Annotated in this window: 21 protein-coding genes and 1 pseudogene; 2 read left to right on the top strand and 20 right to left on the bottom strand. The window is 41.4% G+C overall.

The genetic code is table 11. From position 1 onward, the window contains the following. Positions 1-45: 45 nt before the first annotated feature. The 11 genes and pseudogenes from O7C57_RS13765 to tssB all read right to left on the bottom strand — a co-directional run bounded on the left by O7C57_RS13765 (position 46) and on the right by tssB (position 15,480). Positions 46-831, bottom strand: a complete 786-nt coding sequence (locus O7C57_RS13765) for a DUF4123 domain-containing protein (protein ID WP_269723243.1) — start codon at positions 829-831, stop codon at positions 46-48. Continuing rightward, positions 824-3,223, bottom strand: a complete 2,400-nt coding sequence (locus O7C57_RS13760) for a type VI secretion system Vgr family protein (RefSeq protein WP_269723242.1) — start codon at positions 3,221-3,223, stop codon at positions 824-826. Before O7C57_RS13760 ends, O7C57_RS13765 begins: the two co-directional genes overlap by 8 nt. 57 nt (positions 3,224-3,280) lie before the next feature. Further along, entirely contained in the window at positions 3,281-5,827 is a 2,547-nt protein-coding gene (locus O7C57_RS13755; RefSeq protein WP_269723241.1) for a T6SS phospholipase effector Tle1-like catalytic domain-containing protein, read from the bottom strand. Then, positions 5,803-6,315, bottom strand: a complete 513-nt coding sequence (locus O7C57_RS13750) for a DUF3304 domain-containing protein (RefSeq protein WP_154623937.1) — start codon at positions 6,313-6,315, stop codon at positions 5,803-5,805. The genes O7C57_RS13755 and O7C57_RS13750 overlap by 25 nt, the downstream gene beginning before the upstream one ends. Before the next feature lie 25 nt (positions 6,316-6,340). After that, positions 6,341-9,001 carry a type VI secretion system ATPase TssH gene (gene tssH, locus O7C57_RS13745; RefSeq protein WP_154623938.1) on the bottom strand — a complete coding sequence of 887 codons (2,661 nt, stop codon included), beginning with the start codon at positions 8,999-9,001 and terminating at the stop codon, positions 6,341-6,343. Between the two features lie 170 nt (positions 9,002-9,171). Further along, a complete protein-coding gene (locus tag O7C57_RS13740; protein ID WP_004912469.1) occupies positions 9,172-9,663 on the bottom strand; it encodes an Hcp family type VI secretion system effector in 492 nt (163 codons plus the stop codon). A 2-nt stretch (positions 9,664-9,665) separates the two neighbouring features. Further along, entirely contained in the window at positions 9,666-11,402 is a 1,737-nt protein-coding gene (locus O7C57_RS13735; RefSeq protein ID WP_154623939.1) for an OmpA family protein, read from the bottom strand. A gap of 2 nt (positions 11,403-11,404) precedes the next feature. Then, complete coding sequence (gene tssL, locus O7C57_RS13730) at positions 11,405-12,061, bottom strand: type VI secretion system protein TssL, short form (protein ID WP_154623940.1); 657 nt, start codon at positions 12,059-12,061, stop codon at positions 11,405-11,407. Continuing rightward, complete coding sequence (gene tssK, locus O7C57_RS13725; protein WP_154623941.1) at positions 12,058-13,395, bottom strand: type VI secretion system baseplate subunit TssK; 1,338 nt, start codon at positions 13,393-13,395, stop codon at positions 12,058-12,060. The genes tssL and tssK overlap by 4 nt, the downstream gene beginning before the upstream one ends. A gap of 23 nt (positions 13,396-13,418) precedes the next feature. After that, positions 13,419-14,963, bottom strand: a pseudogene (gene tssC / locus O7C57_RS13720) (type VI secretion system contractile sheath large subunit). A gap of 19 nt (positions 14,964-14,982) precedes the next feature. Beyond that, positions 14,983-15,480 (bottom strand): type VI secretion system contractile sheath small subunit, encoded by a 498-nt coding sequence (gene tssB, locus O7C57_RS13715; protein WP_154623943.1) that lies wholly within the window; start codon positions 15,478-15,480, stop codon positions 14,983-14,985. Between the two features lie 1,059 nt (positions 15,481-16,539). Here tssB and O7C57_RS13710 point away from each other — a divergent pair. After that, a complete protein-coding gene (locus O7C57_RS13710; RefSeq protein WP_231131743.1) occupies positions 16,540-16,869 on the top strand; it encodes a hypothetical protein in 330 nt (109 codons plus the stop codon). 524 nt (positions 16,870-17,393) lie between these two features. Here O7C57_RS13710 and O7C57_RS13705 read toward each other — a convergent pair. Together O7C57_RS13705 and O7C57_RS13700 are read right to left on the bottom strand one after the other, a co-directional pair. Further along, on the bottom strand, positions 17,394-17,717 hold the full coding sequence (locus O7C57_RS13705) for a hypothetical protein (RefSeq protein WP_244316438.1): 324 nt from the start codon (positions 17,715-17,717) through the stop codon (positions 17,394-17,396). Between the two features lie 367 nt (positions 17,718-18,084). Then, positions 18,085-18,972 carry a PhzF family phenazine biosynthesis protein gene (locus O7C57_RS13700; protein ID WP_269723240.1) on the bottom strand — a complete coding sequence of 296 codons (888 nt, stop codon included), beginning with the start codon at positions 18,970-18,972 and terminating at the stop codon, positions 18,085-18,087. 988 nt (positions 18,973-19,960) lie between these two features. Here O7C57_RS13700 and O7C57_RS13695 point away from each other — a divergent pair. Beyond that, positions 19,961-20,191 (top strand): hypothetical protein, encoded by a 231-nt coding sequence (locus tag O7C57_RS13695; RefSeq protein ID WP_244316437.1) that lies wholly within the window; start codon positions 19,961-19,963, stop codon positions 20,189-20,191. Between the two features lie 157 nt (positions 20,192-20,348). On the opposite strand, the gene O7C57_RS13690 is transcribed toward O7C57_RS13695, so the two are convergent. The 7 genes from O7C57_RS13690 to O7C57_RS13660 form a co-directional block, all read right to left on the bottom strand. Then, positions 20,349-21,098 (bottom strand): ankyrin repeat domain-containing protein, encoded by a 750-nt coding sequence (locus O7C57_RS13690; protein ID WP_251464479.1) that lies wholly within the window; start codon positions 21,096-21,098, stop codon positions 20,349-20,351. A gap of 186 nt (positions 21,099-21,284) precedes the next feature. Then, positions 21,285-21,506 carry a hypothetical protein gene (locus tag O7C57_RS13685; protein WP_154623984.1) on the bottom strand — a complete coding sequence of 74 codons (222 nt, stop codon included), beginning with the start codon at positions 21,504-21,506 and terminating at the stop codon, positions 21,285-21,287. 358 nt (positions 21,507-21,864) lie between these two features. Continuing rightward, positions 21,865-22,251 carry a nitrogen fixation protein NifS gene (locus O7C57_RS13680; protein ID WP_269723239.1) on the bottom strand — a complete coding sequence of 129 codons (387 nt, stop codon included), beginning with the start codon at positions 22,249-22,251 and terminating at the stop codon, positions 21,865-21,867. Between the two features lie 258 nt (positions 22,252-22,509). Continuing rightward, entirely contained in the window at positions 22,510-23,286 is a 777-nt protein-coding gene (locus O7C57_RS13675; protein ID WP_269723238.1) for a 3-hydroxybutyrate dehydrogenase, read from the bottom strand. A 130-nt stretch (positions 23,287-23,416) separates the two neighbouring features. Further along, entirely contained in the window at positions 23,417-24,811 is a 1,395-nt protein-coding gene (locus O7C57_RS13670) for a GntP family permease (RefSeq protein ID WP_269723996.1), read from the bottom strand. Between the two features lie 45 nt (positions 24,812-24,856). Continuing rightward, complete coding sequence (locus tag O7C57_RS13665; RefSeq protein WP_269723237.1) at positions 24,857-25,780, bottom strand: 3-hydroxyacyl-CoA dehydrogenase family protein; 924 nt, start codon at positions 25,778-25,780, stop codon at positions 24,857-24,859. After that, positions 25,770-26,975: an acetyl-CoA C-acetyltransferase gene (locus tag O7C57_RS13660; protein ID WP_269723236.1), complete on the bottom strand. Its 1,206-nt coding sequence runs from the start codon at positions 26,973-26,975 to the stop codon at positions 25,770-25,772. The genes O7C57_RS13665 and O7C57_RS13660 overlap by 11 nt, the downstream gene beginning before the upstream one ends. Positions 26,976-26,977: the final 2 nt, after the last annotated feature.

Raw genomic sequence — 26,977 nt, 5'->3', positions numbered from 1 at the left:
CTAAACGTCTATGTTTTTGGCTATTGGTATATAACATACCTAATGTTACTCAATAAAAGATGTTGTTGATTGCTGCTGAAGAATGTAACTGTTTAAGTCACCTAGATAATCACTGTCAATAAACTGGAGGGTAAGTTGATAAAGAACTGAAAAATTCTGTTCTTGTGTTAGTTCTGGTCGATGAAACTTTTTCATTGACATAAGTCGTGTTACGTCGCTAATACCATCTAGCATATTAAATTGCTTATCATCTAACTCAATCATAGACGACTGACTAATAGTCGCATTAGGTTTAAATAGCCCAGGTAACCAACTTATTTTTTGATCTCTATTTAGCCACCCCCACATATAAGCAATTTTATAGAAGGTTTGACGTTGCTCTAGCGTTAATATGTGTGACATTAACTCTGGAAAAATGCGAGGATCATAAAATCGCAATAAGCAATTTTGTTTTCCCCACGTTATTTCTAATTGAGATTGCAGTCTATTGAATAGCTCGTCAAAATGAAGTTCAGAATAAATAAATAGCGTTCTAGGTTTACCATATAAATATTCTAATATTTCATTGAGTAATAATCGGTGGATCTGCTCACTCCACTGTATTCTCACTAGTAAGGGAGCTTGTTCCAATAGTCCCTCTTCGGGGAAAGATTCAAATAAAGAAGCCCAAACTAAGTTATCATCAAGTTTTGATAATAAGGGGACTAAAGATTCCTCTAACCCCGATTGATCAATGATGATATCGATATGGTTAAAAGAAAGATATGAATTAATTTTTTGTAATTGATTTAAGTATGAGTCAATTGACTTGGCTGTATTCTGATTATTCACGAACAACAACCCCCATAGCACTTTCATATGCCTTTTGTAAGCATTCTTTACAAACAGACTGTGGCAAATCGGGTAGTGGGAAATCTTTACCTTGAGGGCCATCCCATACATGTTGGCCTTTCAGACTTATACGGCTTGGACTATGTATTTCAATTTGACCGTCAGGGGCAATATGAATGTATCCGCCTCCACAACCAAGCGTGATGCCATTTTTAGCGGTGACTTGAATATGACCTTGGGTAGATTGTACCGTGATATCTTTAAGAGCAATCGCATCAAGCTTATCGGCGTGTGATTCTATTTCAAAAGGGCCATTACCTGAGACTAAGCGAATCCCTTCTTTTTGCGAAAGTAATGAGATTTTTTGGCTCGCATTTACACTAATGTGTTCGCCACTAGCAATGTGCATTTCACCCATACTTTGTGAATAATGAGCTTGTCCACTTTGTAGCAAAATAGACTGCTCAGTGACTAAGCCAATTCCGTCAGTCGCATGCATCAAAACAGCAGGTGAAGCTAAGTTTTCGGCATTTTCTTGGAACGCTTTTAAGCTATCTTGCTCTGGCGGTGTATTTTTATGCTGTTTGGTTATTTCCCCCCAGTTGGCTAACTGATGATTAGCGCCTTTTAATAATGAGATAGCGGGTGCCATCGCCAGCACTTCACCACCGGCTTTGTCTTGTTTATCGGTGGTAATAAACAACCCTTTACCCGCGCGAATTGCGCCCCAGCTGTCGGTGCGTAGCTCAAAACCATCACCACGCTGTTCACGCTCGGCATTCACCAAATGCCCCAAATTGAGCTGGGTTTTTCCAGCATATTCGGTACTGAGCTTGATATGCTCTTGCCCGCGTTTATCCTCCATACGCAGTTTATTATTGGCAGGGGTACGGATCACATTGCGGGTGTTATTTTTATCCGTCACATGGTCAGGATGGCGGGAGTCATGGAGTGCATGAGCGATATAAGGGCGGTCAGGATCACCCTCATGGAATGCAATGGCGACTTCAGTACCTTGGATCAGCGGGAAATGCATCCCATACGTATCGCCAGCGTATGGTTTTGCTAAACGCACAGGCATACTTTCATAGCCTTTGGTTTTATCATCACGATCAGCGTCAAATTTTACCCAATAAAATCCGTACTCATTTTGGTGGGCATAAATATCGTGGTCTTTCGCGCTGGTCACGCGTGCCATTAACGTTCCCGCAATGACTGGACGCGGTTTAAGGGCAGGGCGCCAACACAGCGACTCTGTGTAAGGTACGGCATCAAAACGTACGGTTAAGGCCTTATCTCGGCTAGCTGTAAAGCGTAATCGCGTAATTAGAATTGGCGATTTGAAGACGGTAGGCAGTGTTGAGGTAAGTGAGTTGTCTTGAATATTTAATACTAATAATGGTGTTAGGTCTGCTGCACTACTTTCTCCACGAAGCAATGTTTGCCTTGCTAAAAAACGTTCGTGGTCGAGTCTTGCCCAGAAGTTAGCGGTTTCAGTTTCAGGGTGAATTTTATCCCCACGGGTTAAGTGACGACCTTTATAGTGGTAAACATCGCCGTAGTTGGTTTTCTCTCCATCACCGTGCGTCATGTCAGCGACAGCGGAAATTAAGGTATCTTCCGCAAGCCGATGATTATAATCTTTGGCAAAAACAGTGCTTTCAACCACTTGATGACGTAAAGATAATCCCCAAACACTGTCAACATGGTTATCGCTCAGCCCAGATGGGCTATTTAATGGCAGCGTTTTGTCATACACATAGCCGCGTTGACTATCGGTAAAATGAAGTACCTCGGTTTGGGTTTCATCTTGTAAACCAAAACGATAAAAAATCCCCACTTCACTCAATAAACGTTCGATAAACTGACGGTCACTTTCATTGATTTGGTTAATTTGTTCACGTTTAGGGTACGTTTTTTCTAAATTAAATTCGAATTCCCAACCTTTAAAGTTATGTTCACGCAGAATCTGTTCAACCACATCTGGGATAGATTGATTGATAAAGAAACGGTGGCTACGAATTTGGTGACGTAATAAGGCGAAAAAAGGCTCAATCACCAGTTGATAGCGCGCTTCATCAGCAGAGCCTGAAAGGCGACGAAAATCGGTGACCACGCCATGGACGCGTTTGGCAACACTAGGTTGAGTGGCGAGTCCCATTAAGTTACTCATTGGCGCTGAAAAAGTCAGGTTGGCATTGCGGCGTAAGAATTGTTGTGCGGAAAGATCTTGGGCTGAACATGTAAATGTAATTTGATAGCGATAGGTATCGCTGGCGGCTTCACGCCCTGTAAAATGTTCAACATCTAATAATTCATTACAGCCTTGCACTTCAAGACGATAGCGATTTTGACCTTGGAGTAGGGCTTTAGTGGTATCCATTAAGCTCATGGTGTGGCTCCCTAAGTTATTTATCAATGCAATAAACCAATAATGAAAATATATCGATTATTTGGCTTCTGCGATGATCCGCATTTGTTCGGCGGTATTTCGGTAGGCTTGTTCTTGGCGCTTTTTAATAATTTCGCGGATAAGTACGATGACTTTATTGCTAGCGGGTGGAAAATGGCTGTCATCAAAAGGTACTTCTTGTTTGGTTTGTTGGTTGTATAACCGTACCCCATATGTCGGAATATAATAGAACGCGAGTGCAGAAGTGAGTGTTACCGGAATACCCATTGTTTGCTGTGGAGTGATAAGTTTCAAAGATTTATTCCAATGATCACCAAAGTAAATCATGCGTGATAAAAAGTAGCTAGAAAAAGGCTCTCTCACTCCACTTTCAGAATGCATAAACCAAGCGCGGGAGTCATGAATATAGTCATCAAACAGTGAAATAATTTTGGCAAGTTCAGGATTTGTGATCACCCCATAAAGTTGGGGGGAAATGATATCAGTAAACAGCTTTTGGCTAGCGATTTTTAACTGCTTATATTCTTCGTGTTCAAATTGATTGGTGAGGATAAAGGCAAACTCTTCAATCTTGCCATCAAGGAATTGCAATAAATACGATTGCGTTGAAACAGTAATAGGAAAACTATGCTTAGGTAATAATTCGCAATTTGCAGCCGTTCCGATGTAGGGTTGTATATCACGAATGCAATCTGCTTGTGTTTGGCGAGACGAAATATCAATTAAAGGGGGGGGGCGCGGGGTTTCGTTATAATCGGCTGCAAATTCTAGTGCGGCCTCCCATAACTGTCCTCTGGCATTTGTAGCGTCAAAGGTTGGAGATCCCACATTAGTGGCAACCCAATTTTTTAAATCGGATTGCATCTCTTTTTCCTTTTTTCTTTTTTCCGCTATTTCTTGAATTTTTTGCTGAGTATCGTGGTACTCCTCCGACAGTGCATCAACGGCTTGGTGACCGAAATCAGCCTCAAATGGTTGTGCGGTAATTTTAGAATGCTGAGGCGCCTGTTGGAAAAAAGCCTGCTGCGTTAAATTGATAGAAGAATGAGGCTGTGATGCGTAGCGGCCAATGCGCCAAGCTGTGATGAGAATTAACTGATCTTCAATGACGCTTTCAAGGCTAGCAGTAGCAAAACGCGGCGGCAAAAAACATTGTTCAGATTGACGAGGTGGGGTATCGATTGTTTCTGGCAGAGTATAAGATAACCAAGAATTGAACCTGTCAACGAGATTGGCGGAAAATTCAAATTCGATATATGAAGCATTCGTCATTTTCCTAAAAAGATAAAACTCTTGCCACTGCGGAGATAATAATCCAAAGGTCTCAGGTGAAATAGCCAATGGGGCACCGGCATCAATGGCCGCAGCATACATATCATGAAGGGCTATTTGAGAAAGTATGTCACTAGCGCTATCTCTCGATTTTCCTTGATCGCCCACTGGGTATGCACCTCCTACATCTGAGTGCATACCAGGATAAATCACTTCATACGTATTGGGAGGATAAGTTCCTTCAGGAGTACGAACAGAGTCTAAACAAAAGGATTGTCGTTGTTCGTGGGCGGCAGCCAAGTGATAACAACATTTAACTAAATCAGATTTTGGTAATTGCTGAGTGCCTCCAGCCCAACCATTATGCCCTGTCATCATCGGTACTACGTTGGCTATTCCCACCGCTGCTACAGTGTCGTATAGCCCCAAAAAATCCACTGAAACGGGAATGCCATATAAATGTCCCCTAACATGTTGAGGGTCTTTTTGTTGGGCAGAATGATGAGCGCTACCGAGTAGTCTATCTAACCAATAGACAAAGGTTCGAGCCTCAGCTGCCCCTCGGGAAAAACCATAAATATACAATTTTAATGCCACTAATTTAGGGACATGAGTTGACAATTTATCTTTAATCGGTTTGAGTAGCTCAAAAATTCCATATATAGGGTTGTAATGGTTAAATGATGGTAGGCTCGTATCATAGGTACCGTTAGTATAGGTTCCTTCAGTTGTGCGAGTGCGGATATTGTCTAACACGCGGCGCCGCTCTGCGATAGAAATTTCCGTTTTAGTTACTTCATAATGTAACGCATTGCAAACATTCATCAATGCCCAACTTACTCGATCTTCTCCCCCAGTGGCAAAGGTTAGCCCAGAACTGTAATACTCATTAGTGTTAATTTCAGGGAAAGGTGTACCGACGCCAGGTAAATAATAAGCAAAGAAACCGGATTTCATCGCCCTAAAATCATTAGGTGCACTGGCATGGTACAGCTTAGCGACATTGGAAGGGTGTTTGGCTGCTGTATCATTGTTTTCATTATTATTGGTACCATCAAAAAATAGGCTAACATGCACTGTTTTGCAGCATAGGCTACGGTTTTTTTTAGGGAAGCCTTGGCGGTATGCACGCTCTTTATCTTCAATTTTTTCAATATTGGCTTTCAGTGTTTTTCTAGAGAGCGGTAAACGACCTTGTTCAGGAAATGGAGGAGGGGCCCAGCAAGGGTCTCCGTGAGTAACCTGCTTTCTAGCAATAATACTTTTAGCGCCGCTTATTAAAGCAATTAGATTGAGGTTGGTGACGGACATTCAGCGGGTTCCTCTTGGTCTAAAGGCTCTTGAATTGGGTAGTCAGGGTGCCAAGGAGCTAAACACGACAAGGTGATTTTCACTTCTTGGCAGGGTAGAAAATGCACTTTGACATCACAGGCTTCATCATACTGTGGGACAGGTACCACTTTGCTGTAATGGCGGTAATTGGCTTCGTGTTTTTTAACAAAATCACTAAATTCTTTTGTTCCCATAGGGGGGGAGCTAACGTATGCATCAGGGTCCACTTCCCATTCAACTAATACAGTTTGGTCAGGTGTCCATTTTTCAGGCACCATAATGCAGCAGGATGCAGTTGCACCACGACCACGGGCACCATTGACTTTATACCAGTTAACTGCCGTGTCTTTCACATGGTTAAACCCCCAAATATTGGCCGGTAGCATGTTTGTTTTTTTCTCCGGAAAGCAGCCTATTAAGCTGAATAGGGCAATGCAAAACACACCGATTATGACGGTTTTTTTCATTGGAACCCTCCGAAACTAAGAATATTTAGTGAACATTGTGGATGTCTTCAAACGTTAGGATTATTCCTTCTTCTGCATCATAACCTAAGGTGAGGCTTTGAGCTTGCTGGTGGTTAGCTTGTCGCATGAGTAATTGTTGGCTAAGTACTGGTAAAATTTGCTGGTTGAGTAGGCTGTCAATATTGCGTGCACCGGTATCGGGTAATAAACAGGCACTCACGAGGGTGTCATATAGGGTTTCTTCCACAATGCATTCAAGTTTGTAGTGGGTATAGAGACGTTTGATGACGCTGCCCAGTTTCATTTCGACAATTTTGTGTAGCGCCTCTGTTCCTAATGGGCGGTAAATTAGTGTTTGGAAACGGGCAAGTAAAGCGGGCTGGAAGTGGTCGCGCAAGGTTGGGCGCAGTAGTTCTTGTAGTTCCCCGTCTGTCGATTCAGGGAATTCTTCCAGTTGTTGCATTAATAAATCACTGCCTAAATTGGCGGTCATTAAAATCACGGTATTGCGAAAATCAATTTCACGACCTTCACCATCACGCATAAAGCCTCGGTCGAAGACTTGATAAAATAGATTAAGGACATCGCGATGCGCTTTTTCCACTTCATCGAGTAAGACCACACTGTAAGGACGTTTGCGTACCGCTTCAGTCAAAATACCCCCTTGACCGTAGCCCACATATCCCGGAGGGGAGCCTTTCAATTGGCTAACTGTATGAGCTTCTTGGTATTCAGACATGTTGATAGTGATAAGGGATTTTTCACCGCCGAATAACACATCTGCCAAGGCTAAGGCAGTTTCCGTTTTCCCTACACCACTTGGGCCGACCAGTAAAAATACCCCTTGCGGGCCATTTTCTGATGCGAGTCCCGTACGAGCGGCACGCAGTCGTTGTCCAAGCCCCAATAATGGGCTTTCTTGACCAACTACGCGTTTGCCCAAAGAATCTTCCAGTTCAAGTAGTTCGGTTTGCTCGTCTTTTAATAAGCTGGATAATGGCACGCCAGTCCAGTCGGCAATCACAGTGGCCACCGTTCGCACATCGACATCAGGGGTGATCAGTGGTTCGCCTTGCTGCACTTGTTCTAATTGAGATTGGATGTCACTCACATCTTGTGATTGGCGGCGCTGCTCGAGTAGTTCACTGATAAGATTTTTTTCTTTCTCGAAGCGCTGTTCCAGCTCCGTTAGTTGTATCGCTATTTGTGCATCTTGAGTGACTAATTCACTCAGAAGGGTTTGGTTAGCGGTATTGCCTATGGCGAGATCATCAAGGATCGCCTGTTGCTCCAGTTCTAATGCATTGCGCTTGGCTTTTAAACGCGTCAGCTCTTCAGGCAGCGTGTCGAGGCTCATACGAATACGCGCACTGGCAGTATCAAGTAAATCAACTGCCTTATCAGGTAGTTGACGACCGGTTAAATAGCGGCGAGATAAAGTAACAGCAGCTTTTACTGCATCATCTGTGATATGAACACCATGGTATTTAGCATAGCGTGATTTTAAGCCACGTAACATTAAGCAAGCTTTTTCATCATCTGGCTCATCGACTTTTACTACTTGGAAACGGCGTTCAAGAGCAGCATCACGCTCAAAGTATTGCTTGTATTCTGACCATGTTGTTGCAGCAATAGTGCGCAACTCACCACGAGCGAGAGCTGGTTTGAGTAAGTTTGCTGCATCGGCACCTCCTGCTTGGTTACCGGCCCCAATGATAGTGTGTGCTTCATCAATAAACAGCAAAATTGGTGTAGGGGATTGTTGTACTGCTTCAATGATATTCTTTAGGCGTTGCTCAAACTCACCTTTGACACCCGCACCTGCTTGCAGTAGACCTAAGTCTAAGGTGCGTAGCGCAGTAGTTTGTAAGCTGACAGGCACATTTCCCTCAGCGATACGTAGGGCTAAGCCTTCAACTAATGCGGTTTTTCCCACTCCAGGTTCACCCACTAAAATTGGGTTGTTTTTGCGGCGACGAGAAAGAATGTCCACCATTTGGCGAATTTCATCATCACGCCCAAACACAGGGTCAATCGCACCTTCACGGGCTTTTTCCGTGACATCGACAGTAAATTTATTCAGTACTGCAAGTAAAGCCTCATTCAGTGTATCGCCTATGGCATTCGGGGTTGTGTGGGCTTCTGTTGATGATGGCTCAAGTGGGGTTTCTCGGGATAATAATTGATTATGTGCGGCCAGTTGTTGTACGTTGGGACGCTCATCAGATTGAGCATCAAGCATGGGCCTTAAGCGTTGAAGTTGAGTTGCACTTAATGTCATTAGTGGCCATAAGTTATCGTTAGGCACCAGTGACGGTTGCTGAGTCATAGCAGACAATAAATGTACGCTGCGAATATGTTCGATATCTTCATCTAATGACGCTATTACCCATGCTTGTTGAATGAGTTTAAGTAGGGATTTCGATAAGGCAGGGCGGGTATGAATAGAACGCGGTAAGCTATCGATTTCAGTCAGTAAGTCTTGCCAAAGGGCGGAAACATCCCATTCGTAGCGACGAGCTAATACGGTGATATCACTTTCACCCATTTCCAATAATTTGAGCAACCAATGTTCAATGGTGATTTCCGCATGCGCTCGTGTCTGGCAGAGCGAAGCCGCGGCTTCTAATGCGCTGGCACAGTAAGGATTTAGGCGACGTAATAGCATCACGGATGAATTGTCCATATTCTCTCTCTCGTATTGGGGGGAAAAGTTTTTTTAGGGGCAGCAAGGCATGCTACCGCCCCTAACCGTTAACCGAGGTTCATTAGGTATCAAGATAAATTGTGTGTTGTGTGTATCATTGGGGTGCAAATAAGCACAAAAAAGCAGGCGGCAAGCGCCTGCATAGATCATTAAGCGGTTGCACGCTCATTCCATGAGTCGGAATGAATGATGTTGCCGTCTTTATAAGTCCAAGTGATTTTTTCGTAGCGCAGCTCAATCTCTTCTAAGTGATTGTGCTTCTCTTTGTTTGGGTCTTTGATATCGTGCATTTTAGGCGCGACTTTCACGACTTTGACGTTTTCTAGTTTAGTGTTGAAATACTCAACTTCTTGCCCTGCATCATCAATGCGGTACCATTTGAATTCAGCCTCTTTCAAGGTTTGACCAGTGGTGACCGCTTTGTACAGATACGGGCTGGATGCATCAATTTCTTTCACAAAAATGAATGGTGTATGGATACGGGTTCCAGTTAACTTACCAGTATTATTATCGGTTGGTATGTATAGGTTATGGTCTTGTGCAACCACTTCAATGCTACCTTCACGATCTTGTACATTAACAGAGCCCTTGATATCCGCGCCACCGTCATCTTTTAGCCATAAATAAACAGGAATAGCCATTGTTATTTCTCCTTTTGGGTCGAATGTGTGTCATCGTCCATCGATGACACGATTTGAGTATTTGTTCCTTGACAAGCATCAGCTTGGGGGATCAAACGAATTTCAACGCGCCGATTCTTTGCTCGACCTTCAGCAGTCTGATTATCGGCAACGGGGTTATTTTGACCGTCTCCTCGAACGGCAAAACATGCTGGGCTGATATCACTGGTAGAAATCATCCAATCCCTGACGGATTCCGCACGTTTTAAAGACAGTGTTTGGTTAAGTTCAGCGTTTCCAGTGTTGTCGGTATAGCCGGAGACGACAATTAACCAACCGGGCTTCGCTTTAATATTGAGTAATGCATCTACCAAGACTTTAGTGGCGCCTGCTTTGAGTGTGTATTGGCCCACATCGAATAACGCTAAGCTGTCAAGCGTAACCACTTCTGGAGCATTTTGAATAATGGTAGGTGGTGATGGTTGTGGTGGTGCCCAACTACTTAATAGTGAGTGCAAGTAAGGCAACATACGATCACCTTGGTATAAGGCGAGAGAATAAGACGTTGGGATTCCCTCACGCGCCCAACTTGCTAATTGAGCCGCATCATCTTGCAGTTGCTGGTAAGCAGTCATTTTAGGGGGCAATGGGGTATCGGATAACTGTAAAAAACGCGTTATGTCTTCCCCTGTATGACGAATTAATTGCTGATTGTGGTAGTAACTACCAATTAAAGCGCCTATTAAGAAAATGCCAAAAATAAGTCCAGTCATACCGACAGTTTTCTCTGTACGACTTAAACTAATATCATGATGTAAACGGCGTAACATGACATCGGGTAAAGGTAGTACGTCGACTTTTTGAGTAGAGACAACGAGTGGTAGCGAGGTTTTCGCTTGAATGAATTGTTGCCATAAATTATTAGGCTCACTCGTTACATCAATCCATTGGATTGCCCATGCAGAGGGCGTCAGTTTAGGAGCGCCTGTTTGAGCTAAAGTAAACTGAGGAACTAAAATCTGATTTAACCAATGCTGTAAGTTATCAAGCCATAAAGAAAGTTGAAGGCGTTGCTCAGAATGACCAATATGTGTAGGTAACCATGCAGAGTATGCAAGGGAAATAGCCCCTTCTTGTTCTACTTGAAACTCTGTTTGATGACTGAGTAAGGTCATCCACGGTATCTGCCCATCACTAAGAGAGAAGATATCTTCAGATTGTTGTGGAAATGTCAGGTAAATAGTAACCCAAAACGGGAGTTTTACCCCTGTTTTTTGGCGACCTTCACCGATGGCTCTACGCCAATTGAGGGCGTCTTGAGTGAGTGTTTCTTGTTGGGTCAATTGCTGCGGTAATACAGCATAAAGTAATGACATTTGCCCTGATAATGAGGGAGCATATTCCATCAATGCTACTAGTAAGTTAACGAGCTCTGGTGGATTAGGAACACGAAGGTACCAGCCTTGCTCGGTTTCACGATGCAATTGCTCATCAGGAAATAGTGCTTGTGATTGCCCGCATACCAGAATGACGGGACCTTGGTAATTATTGGCAGGAAGTACATCATGATAGTTATGCTGAGTGGAAAGCGTTTGCGCCCGTTGTTTGTATTGCCAAAATAGTACCCCGCTAGTGAGTACGAGGACTAAGATGGAAACAAAAAGGGTGACAGTTTGCCCAAGGGACCAAAATCCCCAGAGTAACCACAGAAAAAGTCCCATCGCAAAAAGCGTTAGGCATTGCTTAATTAGATTTTGCATGCCTACCCTTGTATCATCCATTGTTGCAATAATTGTTCTAAGGATGTACTGAATCCCCACCACATGGCAGCGAGCACAAGAATACCGGCGACCCAGCCAAACCAGTAAAGTCGGCGACGACTGAAACGTAGCTTTGGCTTCACCACAAGCGGAAGCTCTGACGAAATTAAGTAATCGGGTAGTTGGGTATTGAGCTGAACAACAATACGCTCACGTTCAGGTGCATCTATCCGGCGAAACTTTCCCACAAATCCAAGTGTAAGCACGCGATGAAAACACAGTAATACATCTTGGTTTGGCGTGGTTTCATTTAAGATCTCACGTAGGCGATCCCATAGTTTATCGCCCGCCTCTAGTGTATTGAAATAACGAGCTTGTAATGGGGATTGGAGCCAAGTGTTATAGCCTTCATCTTTTTGCTGACGGTTCATCACACTTTCGTCAATCAGTGCACATTGGGCATATTGCATGTGCTCAATAGCGGCTTCCGAATATCCGAGCTCAAGTAATTTTTGTCGAGTTTCATCGATTAATTGGCAGACTCGACGATAAAAACTATCACCGTGGGCGATAGATATTCCTTGATGAAGTTGACAGACCATCAACCAAGTTGGCGCAAAGATCATATCAATAGTATGGTGTGATGTAGTTTTATTCATGAACGAAGTACCGCAAATAGCTCTAATTGAACATCACCTAATGTACTGGGGACATAAAAAGCACACTGGCTAGAGGACAACATGGCTTGACCCTCTGGTGTTTCAATATCTAACGCGAAATATTGATTTTCTAAGCGAAGAGGAACTGCCGTTGGCACATGGCTAAGAGGTTTTAGCGGTATACCATTTAAAGCAATATTCACTACATCCGCGACATCGTCATAGCTACCAGCTTTGCACAGGAGAGGGAACTGGGCGATTAATAAATGCGCAGGTAAGGAGGAGCGAACAGATAAATAAAAATCGGCTTCCTCACGTAATCGACCATCATGGAGTTGCCCTTTCCAGAATGGACCTTCTTTTATCAGTTCAATATTGATGACGCGAGAAGGTAAACTGGCTTCAAGTAAGGTGTTTAATAGTGTAAAAAGTGGTGGGAAAACCTGTTCAGGTTGATCATGCTTATACAGCGGAATATCTTCCAGCTTACTTTCTAATGAGAAAGTTAATAAGCTTCCAGCTAAACGAGCAAGTTCCCGATAGAGTAATTCAGGATGACGATGTAATGCCGTACAAAATTCATTTAATACGGGTTCTGCACTATTTAGAGAATTTAATAGCCAAAATAGTGATACATCAGCCACCACGAAGTCAGCCATTTTTTCATTACTTTCACGGCGTAATGTCATTAAACGACGGCGTTTGGCCACTAAACGATGCATAAACTCAGAGAGCAGCTTTCGTAACTCGAGACTTCCCTGACAGGCAAGTAATGGTGGAATAAAATGGCTGTCGAACTCCCACATGCCTTGCGTATTACGTATGAGTCTAGCAACAGGGCAAGTCATGTAAGCTTTGTTTTCATCGTGGGCAAAACGCAGTGTTGCTTCATGGCGTAATACAGCAATATCCGTTTGTTCATGCCCCAGTAAATCTTGGACTTTAACCCATTCTTGGTTAAATCGACGTGGACGGTCTGTTCCGGTTTCAGGGACTAAGTTACCGCCATTAGCCAACATTAAAGGCAGTGCTAAAACGATATCTAATGACTGGCGATCAGCATAGTCATTGAGGGATAATACTGGAGGTAATGAATCAGCAAGAGCAGTATCAATGAGTGTACCATCTTGGAATCGCACAACCATTTTTTGAGCGCTGACTCGAGAGAGCGTTAAGGCGCTCTCATCAAATTCAACGTTAATCACACCCCATGTTGAGGCTATGCCCATCTTGGCAACGACTTCGGCAACATAGCTATCCCAACGGGATTGTTGCTGGAATTGTTGGGGGGCCAAAAAGGCCCCGTCAGTCCATAGGGGACGATAGATTTTCATCCTGAAATGACCTTTAATAACCGTTAGGATTTTGCTTTAGGCATCTGTGAAACTAAAGATAAATCGACATCCATACCTTCAACTTGGAAGTGTGGAACTGCATACAGTTTCACTCGGAAGAAGCCAGGGTTGTCTTCAATGTCCTCAACCACGACTTTCGCATCGCGCAGAGGGTGGGAGGCCTGTAAGTCATCACCTGGATCAGTCATTTCAGTCACTAAGCCACGTACCCAATTGTTGAGTTCTAGCTCAAGTAGGCGTCTATCTTTGGTCGTACCGATATTTTCACGCTGAATAAGTTTCAGATAATGGGCGATACGTGATAGCAAGAAAATGTATGGTAAACGGGAGTTGATGCGACTGTTAGCGGTTGCATCTGCCGTGTCATACAGGGCTGGCTTTTGCGCTGAGTTAGCAGAGAAAAAGCAGGAATAATCACGGTTTTTGTAGTATGACAGCGGAATAAATCCAAGATTTGCAAATTCAAATTCACGTGTTTCAGGGATCATTACTTCGGAAGGAATTTTCACCTGACTGCCAGTGCCTAAGTCAAATAAATGGATTGGCAAATCTTTAACTGCACCACCAGCTTGAGGCCCTCGGATTTGGACACACCAGCCATTATTAATAAAACTTTTCACCATATTCGCTGCAAACGCGAAAGTTGCATTTGTCCACAAATATTTCTCATGATCTGGCCCTTTAACTTCTTCAACATAATTGAAGCTACGAACAGGGACTGTATCGGGGCCATAAGGTAGACGACCCAACACACGAGGCATAGTTAAACCAATGTAACGGGCATCATCGGAATCACGGAATGCTTTCTATTTGATATATTCAGCGCGGTCAAAGTAGTTACCAATGTCTTTAATTGCAGCCACTTCTTCCATTGTATCTTTGCCGAAGAATTTAGGGCCTACAGAACCAATAAATGGCATATGCGCTGATGCGGAAACTTTTGAAATATTACGTAATAGCGCAATGTCTTGGGCACTACGGTCAAATTCATAGTTGGAGATCATTGCGGCAATTGGCTCACCACCTGGTGTGTCGTATTCGGCAATATAGGTGTGATGGTATAGACCACTTTGAATGACTTCTGGACTATCTTCAAAATCTTGACGTAGGTCGTCTTTTGAAATATCGAGCAGTTCAATTTTAACATTTTGGCGAAAATCGGTGCGATCAACGAGAAATTTCAACCCACGCCATGTTGATTCGACTTGTTGAAATTCGGAATGATGCATGACTTCATCTAGTTGTTGACTGATTTGTTTATCAAGCTCAGCAATATGGTGGTCGAGTAGATTGCGGTCTAAACGCTCCACTTTTTGACCTGAAGATTTCAAACGGTCAAGAAAGACTTGAACTGCGACGGTAACACGTTCATCTGCGGTTGCATCGGCTAATGCAGCATTATCTTGGAATGCATTAATATCACTGATACTTGCTACAGGGGTTAAATTAATTTTTTCAAACAAAGAGGCATAAACACCGTGATTTGAGGTGTCATCAAGTACCGTGGTTGCGCCTTGTGTTGGTTCATTTTTTACAGACATCAGCATAATCCTTTCGTAATCCAAATTAATCTTTTTTTGGTGCTAATTGAGCAAGCTCTTCACGCAACTCATCACTAAGTGATGGGTCTTTAAGGATATTTTCAAGTTCTCGACGGAACGTGGCGTTATCGAGCAGATTAGATTTCAGATCACGTAATAAGTTACGCATGGCTAACATGGCACGAAGCTGAGGAATCTGGCGAGCGACTTGCTCAGGTTCAAAATCTTTCATATTTTTAAACGTCAATGCGATGCTTTCTTCACTGCCATCCGCTGCAAGGGTGTTTTTGACTGTTAAGTTCACTGACGGGGAGAATTCGGCTAACACGCTATCAAAGTTATTCTTGTTAATATTGATTTTTTCGCGTTCAGATAACGCTCTATCATCCTGCCCGTGGCTGTAATCACCAACGGCTAATAATTTTAGAGGTAATTCGACTTTTTTCTGAGCGCCACCGGTGTGCAGATCCAATTTAATATTAACCCGAGCTTTGGGGACTTCATTTTGAAAGCTATCTGACATGCGAAGTATTCCTTGAATTTGTCACGCATATTGAAATGCATATTGATAAATGGTTGCAATAACATTGCGTTTATTTCACTTATGTTGTTATTCAATTTATATCTTTATTGATGGAATAAATCAACTTTTCTTATCAGTAATCAGTAAATGTGACGGTAAATTTAGTATATGGCCTGTTTTATTTTGCCTTAAATTAAAAAGTAAATAATATCAATTGGTAATATTGTTTTTTGTATGTCTACTTATTAAGATGTATCAAATAGATTTATACGCAATATTTGATATGTGAAAGTATGTGGGTGTCATATATAAGATTTTTTACTCGTTTTGTTAGTAGATTGTCGTTTTTTGATTAAAATAGTCTTGCTATGAAAAAGGAATATATGACTGTCTATCAAAAATGATTGTTCCTGAGGTCTTTGGAAGGCATGCGGTATATTGAATGTCATTAGGGTTGCAGTAAAAAATACAGCGAACCTATACCGAAAAATACGGTGTAGCCACTTTGAAATTAAAAACACTCACGTTAATAACGTAACAAAATAATACTGAAAATAAATTACAGTGGTGTCATTGATTGAATCATATACAACACAATGTTTAACTATCTGTTATTAAATGTGATTTTTAATTTTTAATTGAGGTGTGCAGTACGTGCGTATTCAGTTTGGTATTAAGCTAGATTACTTATTTTTTGGAATTATCTTAATTGTTGAATTTATTATCTAAGGTGTCATAGGGTGGCTGGAATTTTATTTTAATTAGTATGCTTTCTGTGATTGTTTTAAGATGAATAAACCAAATAATGGAAGTTTGAAATCATTTAAGTTAACTATCTCAGGGACAAAAATAAATAATTTGTCATGAACTAAAATAGCGACAGATAAAGTTATCGCTATAATGACCATTCAGATTAAGAGCGACAAACGTAGCTCATCCAATGATACTCGATATTTGCGCGCTGGAGTTAATGACTTGCCAGAAAGTAAACAAAGTAACCGCTACAAGTCGTGATGATTGGTTTAATGGCTATCAGCTAATAAGAGCAATAACAATTTAATGACAATGGATAAAATGGAACACAAAGTTAATATTGTTAAAGCAATAAATATCATTGATGAAAACTCTAAAGTTCTTTACGGAATCTTTGGGATGATTGATAGCTCAGGTTATTTTCCTCCTTGTGATTTTTTGAATGAATTTTTATTTCATGGAAGCGACCCTTGTGACCAAGATTATAGAATGGGGGAATGGAAGCCTTTTATTCTCACAAAGCAAGAATATGAGGGAGTCAAAAAATGGTGGTATGAATTACATCCCGAAGCTATTGAATCGAGCTTAGACTGTAAATGTTGGTGCGATTGGGTACAGAAAATATTAAGTCAATAATTGACCTTTATTCATTTTTCGCAACGTTTTTAAGCCTTGGATTGTTCGGCAAGTACGCTAGTGAGTTTGACCTTTTGCGGCAATAATGAGTTTCTTTATCGGTTCATGATCGGGCTCAGTACGATGAACGAAATATAGATTGACTGTTTTTCATGTCAGTAAGGAGTCTCCACTCCTTAATCAAACGGGCTATGGTATAGCCATAAGTGACGGTTGACTCTTATTAAGTAAGACATAGTAATTTAGAGTTTTCTCGTTGTTTTCGATGTCTCTCCGTTGGGGGGAATTAAACTTTTATGAGTTTAGTTCAGTTCAATTCAGGTTGTAGCTTTGGCAGAAAATCTGATTATAGCTGTCTCACTTTAGGGGAGGTGGAGAAGTGTAAACACCTCAATAGCTGTTGAGTTTATTCATTAATCCCTAAGATACAATCTGGTAATACTCGCTAAGTAACTTTTAAAGAGTCTTTGCTTATGTTTATTGATGAAAGTCTATAATGCCAAACTTTGAGGCGTTAAGGTTAGCTAAGTCAACATTTCTTTTTTCCAAGTGAAAATATTAGAAGGCTCGATATATATACCCTTTTGAGGGTCAAAAAGTACGCCATCAGTTAATTTTATGAGGCAGTATATGGATATCACCGTTATGGTTAGTTCTAAGGGATTGTTACCGATTGAAAAACACATACAGAAATCAGCACTAGGTATATTAACCTCTTGTTTTTCTTCATGGTCTATAAACCATGAACAGTATTCAAAGCCCGTTATTTCTTGATTAAATTGAAAAGGCAGAAAGCCAGAGAAAGTGACTAAGTTAATGTCAGTATCCATAATCAGCGAGCTATTCATTTTTGTTATTTCCGCTTGCCATTTAGAAGGCGATGGTAGCGATTTAGTCGCGAGGTAAACGTGAAAATTTGTCGACATAAAGACCAACTTAAGCAAATATATTTTATGTCACATCAGTATACTCAATATTTTCCACTCATGAGTGTTTTTAGTCTTCGCCATCACAAATTTTCGGGTGAGTCTTCTTTCAGGTACGGTTGTTGCAATATCAACAAGGCGTGACATGCATAATCTATCAACACAATAATATTACGGGGCCGGATGTAGCAAAGATGCGAGTAAAGCATTGATATTGCTTTTGGCGATAATCGTAGCTTTTTACACTGACATTATCTGAGTTAAACCCACGTAATATTCATTTGTCTTTTTAAATTCTAACTATTTTTGTACCAACCATCGCAGCTTGCCCACCAACTCTGACACGATTTATCGTTTGTCCTTGTTTATTAATTATCACCTGAAGGAGGGAAGAATATGCCATAGCACGCCCTTGCTCTAACAGAAAATGCGTGTCATTAGGCAAGACATGCTTGACTAAATAGCATCCTAAAGCGCCGCTGGAGCTCCCCGTTGCAGATTCTTCATTTATGCCATAAAGAGGTGCAAAGTTACGGCAGTGGGCGGTGATAGATGCATCGCTGCTCAGTTCAAATACATGGAAACCTATCGTATTAAATTGGCGACTTAGGTTGGTGATTTGCGCATAGTTTGGACGTAGGTCATCTAATTGACCGGGCTGTACGGGGATAATAATGTCTGGTAATCCTGTTGAGATCACCTCTATGGGGAGACCCGTTGCCTCGATAGTTTCTTGTGGTATGCCAAGAGCGCTTGCAACATCTGCAACATCAGGTCCTTTGCGTATGATTGGTAAAGCTTGCTCCATGATGATCCCATCAGAACTGACATCGACACTCAGAATTCCAGCTTTTGTTTTCTGTGTATAATGCCCAGAAGTCAGCTGATGAAGTGAAAAAAGGGTAAAAAATGCGGCTAGTGTAGCGTGCCCACAAAAGTCTACTTCTGCTTCTGGAGTGAAAAAATCCACCTTGAAATCGGTTTTTTCGCCACGATAGACAAACGCTGTCTCGGAAAAGCCAACTTTCCGTGCGATGGCTATTTTTTGTGCATCGCTTAGCTCAGGGGGATAGAGCACGACCCCAGCGGGATTACCGCCAGAATTATTTCGTGTAAATGAATTTATGAGGTGTACCTGAACGTCGAGTCCAACCGAATCTAGTATCTCGTTTTGCATCTATTCTCCAATATTTTTTGACTCAGTTTGCTTGATTTTTCTGAGTATAAAGCTTTCTTATCGTTGATAGAGATAAATAATTACTATGAACGTTTACCATTTCAGCCGAAACATGGTTGCTTAATCGAATCGCGATGAAGTCGGTCAATAAATGGTCTAAAAAGGTCAAGCTTGAATAATTTTTTACAGCCAGATGGTCGGGATTTCATATTTTTGACTATTTCTCTATACAGGACTAGCGGAACTTATGACTCATTACCATCATCAAGTGGTTTTGTATAACAAAAATGATTTTTTCTCTCTTTTTAGGTAGAAAGTGGGTAGAACATCAATGCCCAGTTTGTTTAAAATCGGCTCATTAGTGATATCAGACAGGGTAAAGGAAAAAGACGAATTATAGAGTCCTCATTCTATTACAGTGGAGACTATGGCGCTTTATTGACCATTAGCTAACGCCTATTTGATCATCGGGTTGATGTATGCGGGGCTTACCTCTGCTCTGTAGTGACTCGCGATATACTTGATGTGACTTTTTGAGCGTTAACAGACATTGAGGACATTATTTTGGGTGTTATAGGAATAGAAGATTTTATGGTTATATCCTTACGATTATACGTGAAGGGTTGGTGATAATAGCAAGCTGGTAATAACGGTAAAGTGGCGATATAACAGTATCATGTCATCAATGGGATAATGATGAATGCTTGAGTCTTGTTGTTGATAAATTGAGCCATGTGACATGTTTATGTCATGTACAATAGGAATATCATATCTGTAGGTTGAAGCTTATTTAAATTAGAGAAATTAAACCATGCAAGAGCGGTTAATTAGCCTTAGTGACAGATCATTGTCTAGAATTCAGTTAGATAATTTTCATTATGACTTACACGCTATTTCTTTAATTTTGAGTAGTGCAGAGGAAATATTCAAATTAACATTTGAATGGGTTTATTCATTTAGGGTAACGGATGAAGGAAACCTCTTAAAAATGCTTGACTATTTTGACGGTCAGATGACGACAGGGTTATATAAAGTCGCAAATTCATCCTATTTACAGTGGTTCCATGAGCAAAGTGCGAATATCCATGATGCGTGTGTTGAACATTATTTAGTTGTGACAAATGATGATGTGATAGACATTATCACATCGGCGAAACCTTTGTTTGAATCTTTATCAGAACCTAAAAAGACACTCGATTGTGATACTCTTTCGCGATAATGATGCGTGATTAAAAGTTATGATAATTATTAATTAACTAATTGAAATGTCATCAAAAAACTAGTTTTTTTGATGACATTATTATATTAAAGCAAAAACGATGTTAGCAAGGGTGTTTTGATAAAAATACCGTCTATGGTAGACGGTATTTTCAGCGTTATTCGTCGCAAGATGGTTTACCCGTACGGTGATTTAATGCGCCATTAGCAATTAATAACTTTTGCATATCTGGCAGATTATTCTTACATGCATAGGTTAGCGCGCTTTGATCGTAGGAAGGGTAGGTTTTATCATCGGTTGTCGTGGAGCGATTAATATCAGCACCTTGCGATAAAAGATATTTTACGATATCAAGGCGGTTATTGCTGGCGGCGACCATAACAAGTGTTTCACCGTCGCTTTCAAGCGTTTGGTCATTTAAATCAACATCTTTTTTCATTAAGTTATGGATTTTTTCAACGACATTAACATTATTCCCAAGCACTGCGGATTTTAATACGTTATACACATCTCCTTTATCAGTTGCCCATAGATTCGCATTCTGAGAGATAAGGTAATCAACCATTTCTTCATCACCGATAAATGCAGCCCAGCCAAGCGCTGTTTGGTCTAAACTACCAGTATCTTTTGCTTCGATATTTTGCCCATTAGCGACCATTTTTTTGACTTTGACTAAGTCACCTTGTTTTACTGCATCAAACCATTCAGCGTTTTCGCCTGTGCTGGGTGTTTTATAGAAAATTCTATGAGGTAAGCGATTTTCATTAGCTAATTCAATCATTTCAGAATAATTATATTTAAATGATTGATATTCTGGCGGATTATTTTTATTGATAACCTGAGCTTGAGCGTATGCTGCCACCATTGATAAAGATAATAGAACAACTTTTAATCCGAATACTCGCATTATTAACTCCAATATTATTTTTTGACGATCAGGTTATTATTTTAACTAAAAATAAATTATTTGTATTTAAATGATGCTAAAGTGAAATTGATTGTTTAATTGGAAATGTGATTTATGTAATTATTTGATTTTATTTGATAAAGTGATTTTTAATCAATAAAAAATTGCTTAGAGGGCACTTGCTCTCTATAAAAACGTTTCGTTAGTTTTTTCTGGTGTCTTGTCCTTGAAGGAGCAGTTCTGTTTAAACTCAGGATTGGATATTGCTATGGTTGCAATAACAATACCTTTGGAGCTGGTTTTATGGCGGTCAGCGGGGGAGATAAACTTGATGTGATAGTTTGGCAAAGGGTCAACAATTTCAACGGGTGCCATGGCATCTAAGGCTTCAAACTGATCAAATAACACGATGTTAGCATGTGAGTTTTCATGGTGAGTTTCTTAATATCAGAGCAGTGTAGCTATAACGAGAGATATCGGAAGAGCCAAACAATGTGTTCGTGATATTGGATGTGAGTCTTATAAAAATATTCTAAAACTTCTGATAATGATAACTGTCTATGCCTGTTGAGAAAATAATGAGCGCTCGCTTACACCATATCAAGCAAGCATCAAAAGGTCGTAATAGATATGATATTGTTGAGAGTGCTAGTGTTATGACGGTGTAGCAAAATAAAAATCGTCATGATGGCCAGTATTGACTCGGAAATAGTGTGCTCTTGTTATCACAAGGGCGTTGTTGAGCAATAGAGAGTTAGGTAACAAGCTATGATTGCCTTTCAATTTCTTCTATTCTTTTTATCACAGAGGTTGTATCGCTGTTGGCATATTCCATTGTACTCAGGTAGATAATATTTTTTGTGTCAAAATCCTTTTTGTAAAATTGGTATTTTAATCCTGGAATACAAATAAGCAGGGAGGCATTTTGTTGTATCAACATTTCAATATCTGACTCTGTATTATCTTTATAAACAATCCAATTTAAATTCTTTTTTTGGATAGTGGATTGTAATAGAGAGACATAGTGCTCAACGGTATTTCCTGACAATATACGGGCGATGAAATTAGAACCATCTAGCCATGTAAAGGCTGCTCTACCAAGTGTTGGACTAGGTTGATAAATAAGGTAGACTTTTTTTGCTTCTATTGTCACGACGACTATCCTTATGAGGATGGAGATAGTTTTAAGGATTAAAACTATAGCATGCTTTGGTGTGATCAATGTTTTTATTTTAAAGAGTGATATTCACTAAAAATAAACGGATTCATTGATGATTTATTTTAAGTTTCAAATAATTTATCAGCGGAATATATGTTATCAAAAATAATAAATAAGGCAGTGGTATGGATGGTTAGTATTATTTAATAGTAGAATAATTAACCACAACGACTGCCTAACTTCAATGTGTGTTTATTGGGCTACCCATCCACCATCCATATTCCAAGCAACGCCTCTGACTTGTGTGGCTCTATCAGAACATAAAAAGAGGGCTAATTCGCCTAATTGTTGAGGTGTAACAAATTGGCCTGACGGCTGTTTTTCTTCGAGTAAGTCTTTGAGTGCTGCTTCGGGCTTTGCTCCATCAGCGATACGCTTATCGATCTGTTGCTGTACCAGTGGGGTTAATACCCATCCCGGACAAATGGCATTGCAGGTAACATTAGTGCGAGCGGTTTCAAGAGCGACGCTCTTGGTTAAGCCTATGACACCATGTTTAGCCGCCACATAAGCGGATTTATTTTTTGACGCGACTAGACCATGTACAGAAGCAATATTGATAATCCTTCCCCAATTATGTTTAAGCATATTTGGTAGGGCTAGCCGCGTGGTATGAAATACAGACGAAAGATTGATGGCGATGATAGCGTTCCATTTATCGACAGGAAAGGATTCTGTTGGGGAGACATGTTGGATCCCTGCATTGTTAATCAGAATGTCCACACCGCCAAATTCCTTATCTGCATAGTGCATCATATCGATGATTTGTTTTTCATCGCTTAGATCGGCATTGTGGTAACCCGGTATATTGCCATTTTGTTTTTGTGCCACCGCGGCTTTTGCCATCTCGATATCGCCAAATCCATTGAGAATAATTTTGGCGCCAGTTTGGGCGAATACTTGTGCAATTCCTAATCCTATACCGCTAGTGGAACCTGTAATAAGTACTGTTTTTCCATGTAAATTCATGATTATTCTCCTCAAATAAAGCGAACTGTATAAAACAAATCAATAAGGTATTTTTGAGCTACCGTATTGTTAACGATCAATTTACTGTGCACTAACTCATGCATAATGCGGCTCATTTTGAACAGGAGGCTTACACTATACCTGTCATATAAAAGACACCGATGACGAAAAAGACGGCGAGACTTTTAATGATGGTAATAGCAAAGATCCCACCATAAGCTTGCCTATGGCTCAAACCTGTAATAGCGAGTAATGTGATCACCGCACCATTGTGAGGAAGGGTATCCATGCCACCACTAGCCATTGATGCTATACGGTGAAAGACTTCAAGAGGGATATGTGCAGCGTGAGCCGCCGCAATAAAATTATCGGCCATTGCCGCTAATGCAATACTCATTCCTCCGGATGCTGAGCCAGTGATACCTGCTAATGTCGTGATACTAATAGCTTCGTTAAGTAATGGGTTAGGAATGGTTGAAAGTGCGTTAGAGAGAACTAAGAATCCCGGTAATGCGGCAATAACGGCACCAAAACCGTATTCAGATGCTGTATTCATAGCGGCAAGAATCGCACCACTAACAGCACTTCGGCTTCCTTCAGCTAAACGCCCACGGATATTACGGAACCCCAAAATGATAACTAATAAAATACCGGATAGCAGGGCGGCTTCAACAGCCCAAATCGCAGTAATTTTACTTAAGTTAGTCATGATGGGCGCAGAAAGCCCCGGTAATATTAATTCGTGTTCTGGCCCATACCATTTAGGAATGAGATAAGTGAATACTAAGTTTAAGACACCCACTAAAATTAAAGGTGAAATAGCGACAATAGGATTAGGCAGATCAATATTTTTGGGCGTTTCTGGTTCATTGAGTAATTCGGTTCCATAACCTTCATTTTTTATTTTGGCCTTACGTCTTTGACGTTCTAAATAGATAAGGCCAAGTAAAATGATAAATAATGAACCAATTAAACCCAGCCAAGGAGCTGCCCAAGCAGTTGTCCCAAAAAAACTGGTTGGGATGATATTCTGTATTTGTGGGGTACCCGGCAACGCATCCATGGTGAAAGAAAAAGCACCAAGAGCGATTGTTGCTGGGATCAAGCGTTTGGGGATATTACTTTGCCTAAAGAGTTCGGCGGCAAATGGGTAAATAGCAAAGACCACCACAAATAAGGAAACTCCGCCATAGGTTAATAATGCACAGGCTAATACGATGACTGGAATAGTGTGGCGTTGCCCTAATATTTTGATGGCAGCGGCAACGATTGAATGAGAAAAACCAGATAATTCAATTAGTTTTCCAAATACGGCACCTAGAAGAAAGACGGGAAAGTATAATTTTACGAAACCGACCATTTTCTCCATAAATAGCCCTGTGAAGGCTGGCGCTACAGCACTAGGGTCGGTGAGTAGTACAGCACCGAGAGCTGCGATTGGCGCAAATAGAATAACGCTATATCCACGATAGGCTGCCAACATTAGAAGGCACAGTGCGGCTAGGGCAATTAATACACTCATTATGGCACCTCAATTTTTTGCTTGTGCTTGTGGAAAATCAAAGAGACGTTATGGTTTTAAGCCAAAACGTAATTGGTGTTCTCTGCGTTTTTGAATGTATTCCTTGCGTGAATCATCCCAGCGATAAAACCCTTGCCCACTACGTATCCCTATATGCCCAGCCTTAACTTTTTCATCGATTAAGGCGACCATGTCACTTCCGTTTGCCAATTCAGGTAGTAAATGACGATAAATATCTTGCACAGTAGCAAGCCCGGTCATATCCGCAGCTTCAAATGGACCTATCATTGCATAGCGTCGTCCTAATGACGCTCTCATGACTTGATCGACGGTTTCAACGCTAGCAATGCCACTGTTCACGATGTGTAGCGCTTCTCGGAGTAAGGCAAATTGTAAACGGTTACCAACAAAGCCTGGTGCAGCACGGTTTAGTACCACAGCCTCCAATTGCATGCCAACGAGTATCTTTTGCAGCATATTGAGATATTCAGGTTGTGTGGCTGAACTAGGAACAATTTCTACAAGCGGAATAAAATGAGGAGGATGCCAAAAATGAGCGATTAATAAACGCTCTGGGTAGGTAAGGTTTGCTGCTAGCACATCGGGAAGAAAACCGCTGGTATTGCTAGCAATAATAGCATTTGGCGAAATAAGTTGTTCAAGTTGGGCATACAGTGCATGCTTTAAGTCCAATTTTTCAGGTATAGCTTCGATAATTAAATTCGATGGCGCGATGTCATTTAATGAAGTTGTTCCTTTTAAACGCAGGATAATCTGTTCTTTATCATCTGGAGAGCATTGTTCAGCGGCAATCAACTCATCAAGAATGTGATTAGCAACAGTGCCGATTTCAGCAATTCTTGTATCATCAGTGTCATACAACCAAATTGTATGTCCATGTCTTGCAAAATGCGTGGCAATCCCAACGCCCATTAAGCCTGCACCGATAACGCTAAAATGATTATTCTGCATAAGACGCTCCTTTTGGTCGTTCAACGGCTAATGCAATGCCTTGGCCTCCGCCAACACAGAGGGTGGCTAACCCTTTGTAGACATCTCGACGAGCCATTTCATGAAGTAGAGTGACAAGAATACGGCATCCCGATGCGCCAATAGGGTGGCCCAGTGCAATTGCTCCCCCATTAACATTAACTTTTTCGCTATGCCAACCTAACGTATTGCTCACCGCGAGCGCTTGGGCCGCGAACGCTTCATTCGCTTCAATTAGGTCTAAATCGTCAATGCGCCATCCCGCTTTGGCTAAACAGCGACGTGATGCATCGACTGGACCAATTCCCATGATGGCGGGGTCAACCCCTGAGACCGCATAACTCACAATTCGAGCCAAAATTGGCAGACCGAGTGCTTGAGCTTTTTGTTCACTCATTAGCATGACGGCGGCAGCACCATCATTAATTGAAGATGAATTTCCAGCAGTCACTGAACCATGGTTAGCGCGGAATGCGGGAGGAAGCTGGGCTAACTTTTCAGCTTGAATATGCGGTCTCGGTTGTTCATCGGTATCGACGGTTATCGTAGTTTTATTCTTTTGTCGGATATTGACAGGAGTGATCTCACTGGCAAAGCGACCGGTTTCTATTGCCATTGCCGCTTTTTTCTGAGAATTCAAGGCAAATAGGTCTTGTTGTTCACGGCTTATGTTAAATTGTTCGGCTAAATTTTCTGCGGTGATCCCCATATGGTAATCATTGAAAGCATCCCATAGTCCATCATGCACTAGGCTATCTTTTATTGTGTGATGACCCAGACGCATTCCTGAACGGGCGCCATCAAGATAATAAGGGGCTTTGCTCATATTTTCTTGCCCACCTGCAATCACAATGTTGGCATCACCACAACGAATCGCTTGAGCTGCCTGTTTCACTGCTGCAAGACCTGAGCCACAAACTAAGTTAATTGTAATCGCTGGGGTTGTTTCGGAGAGCCCCGCAGTTAAGGCAGCCTGTCTGGCAGGGTTCTGCCCACAGCCTGTTGTTAATACTTGCCCGAGTATGACTTCATCGACTTCATCTGCCGAGATAGCCGTTTTTTCGAGGAGTGAACGGATCACGGTCGCGCCAAGTTCAACGGCTGAAAGAGAGGATAATGCTCCCTGAAAAGCCCCAATAGGCGTACGTGTGGCTGCAACTATAACGACGTTTTGCATCA

The organism is Providencia sp. 21OH12SH02B-Prov (assembly GCF_027362595.1).
GTDB classification, from domain to species: domain Bacteria; phylum Pseudomonadota; class Gammaproteobacteria; order Enterobacterales; family Enterobacteriaceae; genus Providencia; species Providencia zhejiangensis.
This window is presented reverse-complemented; position numbering and strand designations above follow the sequence as displayed.

What these genes read in the sequence shown, in the direction of transcription:
- O7C57_RS13750 (WP_154623937.1), bottom strand. Translation starts at nt 6,315, where the DNA reads ATGAAAAAAACCGTCATAATCGGTGTGTTTTGCATTGCCCTATTCAGC.
- O7C57_RS13740 (WP_004912469.1), bottom strand. Translation starts at nt 9,663, where the DNA reads ATGGCTATTCCTGTTTATTTATGGCTAAAAGATGACGGTGGCGCGGAT.
- tssK (WP_154623941.1), bottom strand. Translation starts at nt 13,395, where the DNA reads ATGAAAATCTATCGTCCCCTATGGACTGACGGGGCCTTTTTGGCCCCC.
- O7C57_RS13755 (WP_269723241.1), bottom strand. Translation starts at nt 5,827, where the DNA reads ATGTCCGTCACCAACCTCAATCTAATTGCTTTAATAAGCGGCGCTAAA.
- O7C57_RS13675 (WP_269723238.1), bottom strand. Translation starts at nt 23,286, where the DNA reads ATGAATTTACATGGAAAAACAGTACTTATTACAGGTTCCACTAGCGGT.
- O7C57_RS13735 (WP_154623939.1), bottom strand. Translation starts at nt 11,402, where the DNA reads ATGCAAAATCTAATTAAGCAATGCCTAACGCTTTTTGCGATGGGACTT.
- O7C57_RS13760 (WP_269723242.1), bottom strand. Translation starts at nt 3,223, where the DNA reads ATGAGCTTAATGGATACCACTAAAGCCCTACTCCAAGGTCAAAATCGC.
- tssB (WP_154623943.1), bottom strand. Translation starts at nt 15,480, where the DNA reads ATGTCAGATAGCTTTCAAAATGAAGTCCCCAAAGCTCGGGTTAATATT.
- O7C57_RS13665 (WP_269723237.1), bottom strand. Translation starts at nt 25,780, where the DNA reads ATGCAGAATAATCATTTTAGCGTTATCGGTGCAGGCTTAATGGGCGTT.
- tssH (WP_154623938.1), bottom strand. Translation starts at nt 9,001, where the DNA reads ATGGACAATTCATCCGTGATGCTATTACGTCGCCTAAATCCTTACTGT.
- O7C57_RS13700 (WP_269723240.1), bottom strand. Translation starts at nt 18,972, where the DNA reads ATGCAAAACGAGATACTAGATTCGGTTGGACTCGACGTTCAGGTACAC.
- O7C57_RS13710 (WP_231131743.1), top strand. Translation starts at nt 16,540, where the DNA reads ATGACAATGGATAAAATGGAACACAAAGTTAATATTGTTAAAGCAATA.
- O7C57_RS13660 (WP_269723236.1), bottom strand. Translation starts at nt 26,975, where the DNA reads ATGCAAAACGTCGTTATAGTTGCAGCCACACGTACGCCTATTGGGGCT.
- O7C57_RS13705 (WP_244316438.1), bottom strand. Translation starts at nt 17,717, where the DNA reads ATGAATAGCTCGCTGATTATGGATACTGACATTAACTTAGTCACTTTC.
- tssL (WP_154623940.1), bottom strand. Translation starts at nt 12,061, where the DNA reads ATGAATAAAACTACATCACACCATACTATTGATATGATCTTTGCGCCA.
- O7C57_RS13695 (WP_244316437.1), top strand. Translation starts at nt 19,961, where the DNA reads ATGCTTGACTATTTTGACGGTCAGATGACGACAGGGTTATATAAAGTC.
- O7C57_RS13690 (WP_251464479.1), bottom strand. Translation starts at nt 21,098, where the DNA reads ATGCGAGTATTCGGATTAAAAGTTGTTCTATTATCTTTATCAATGGTG.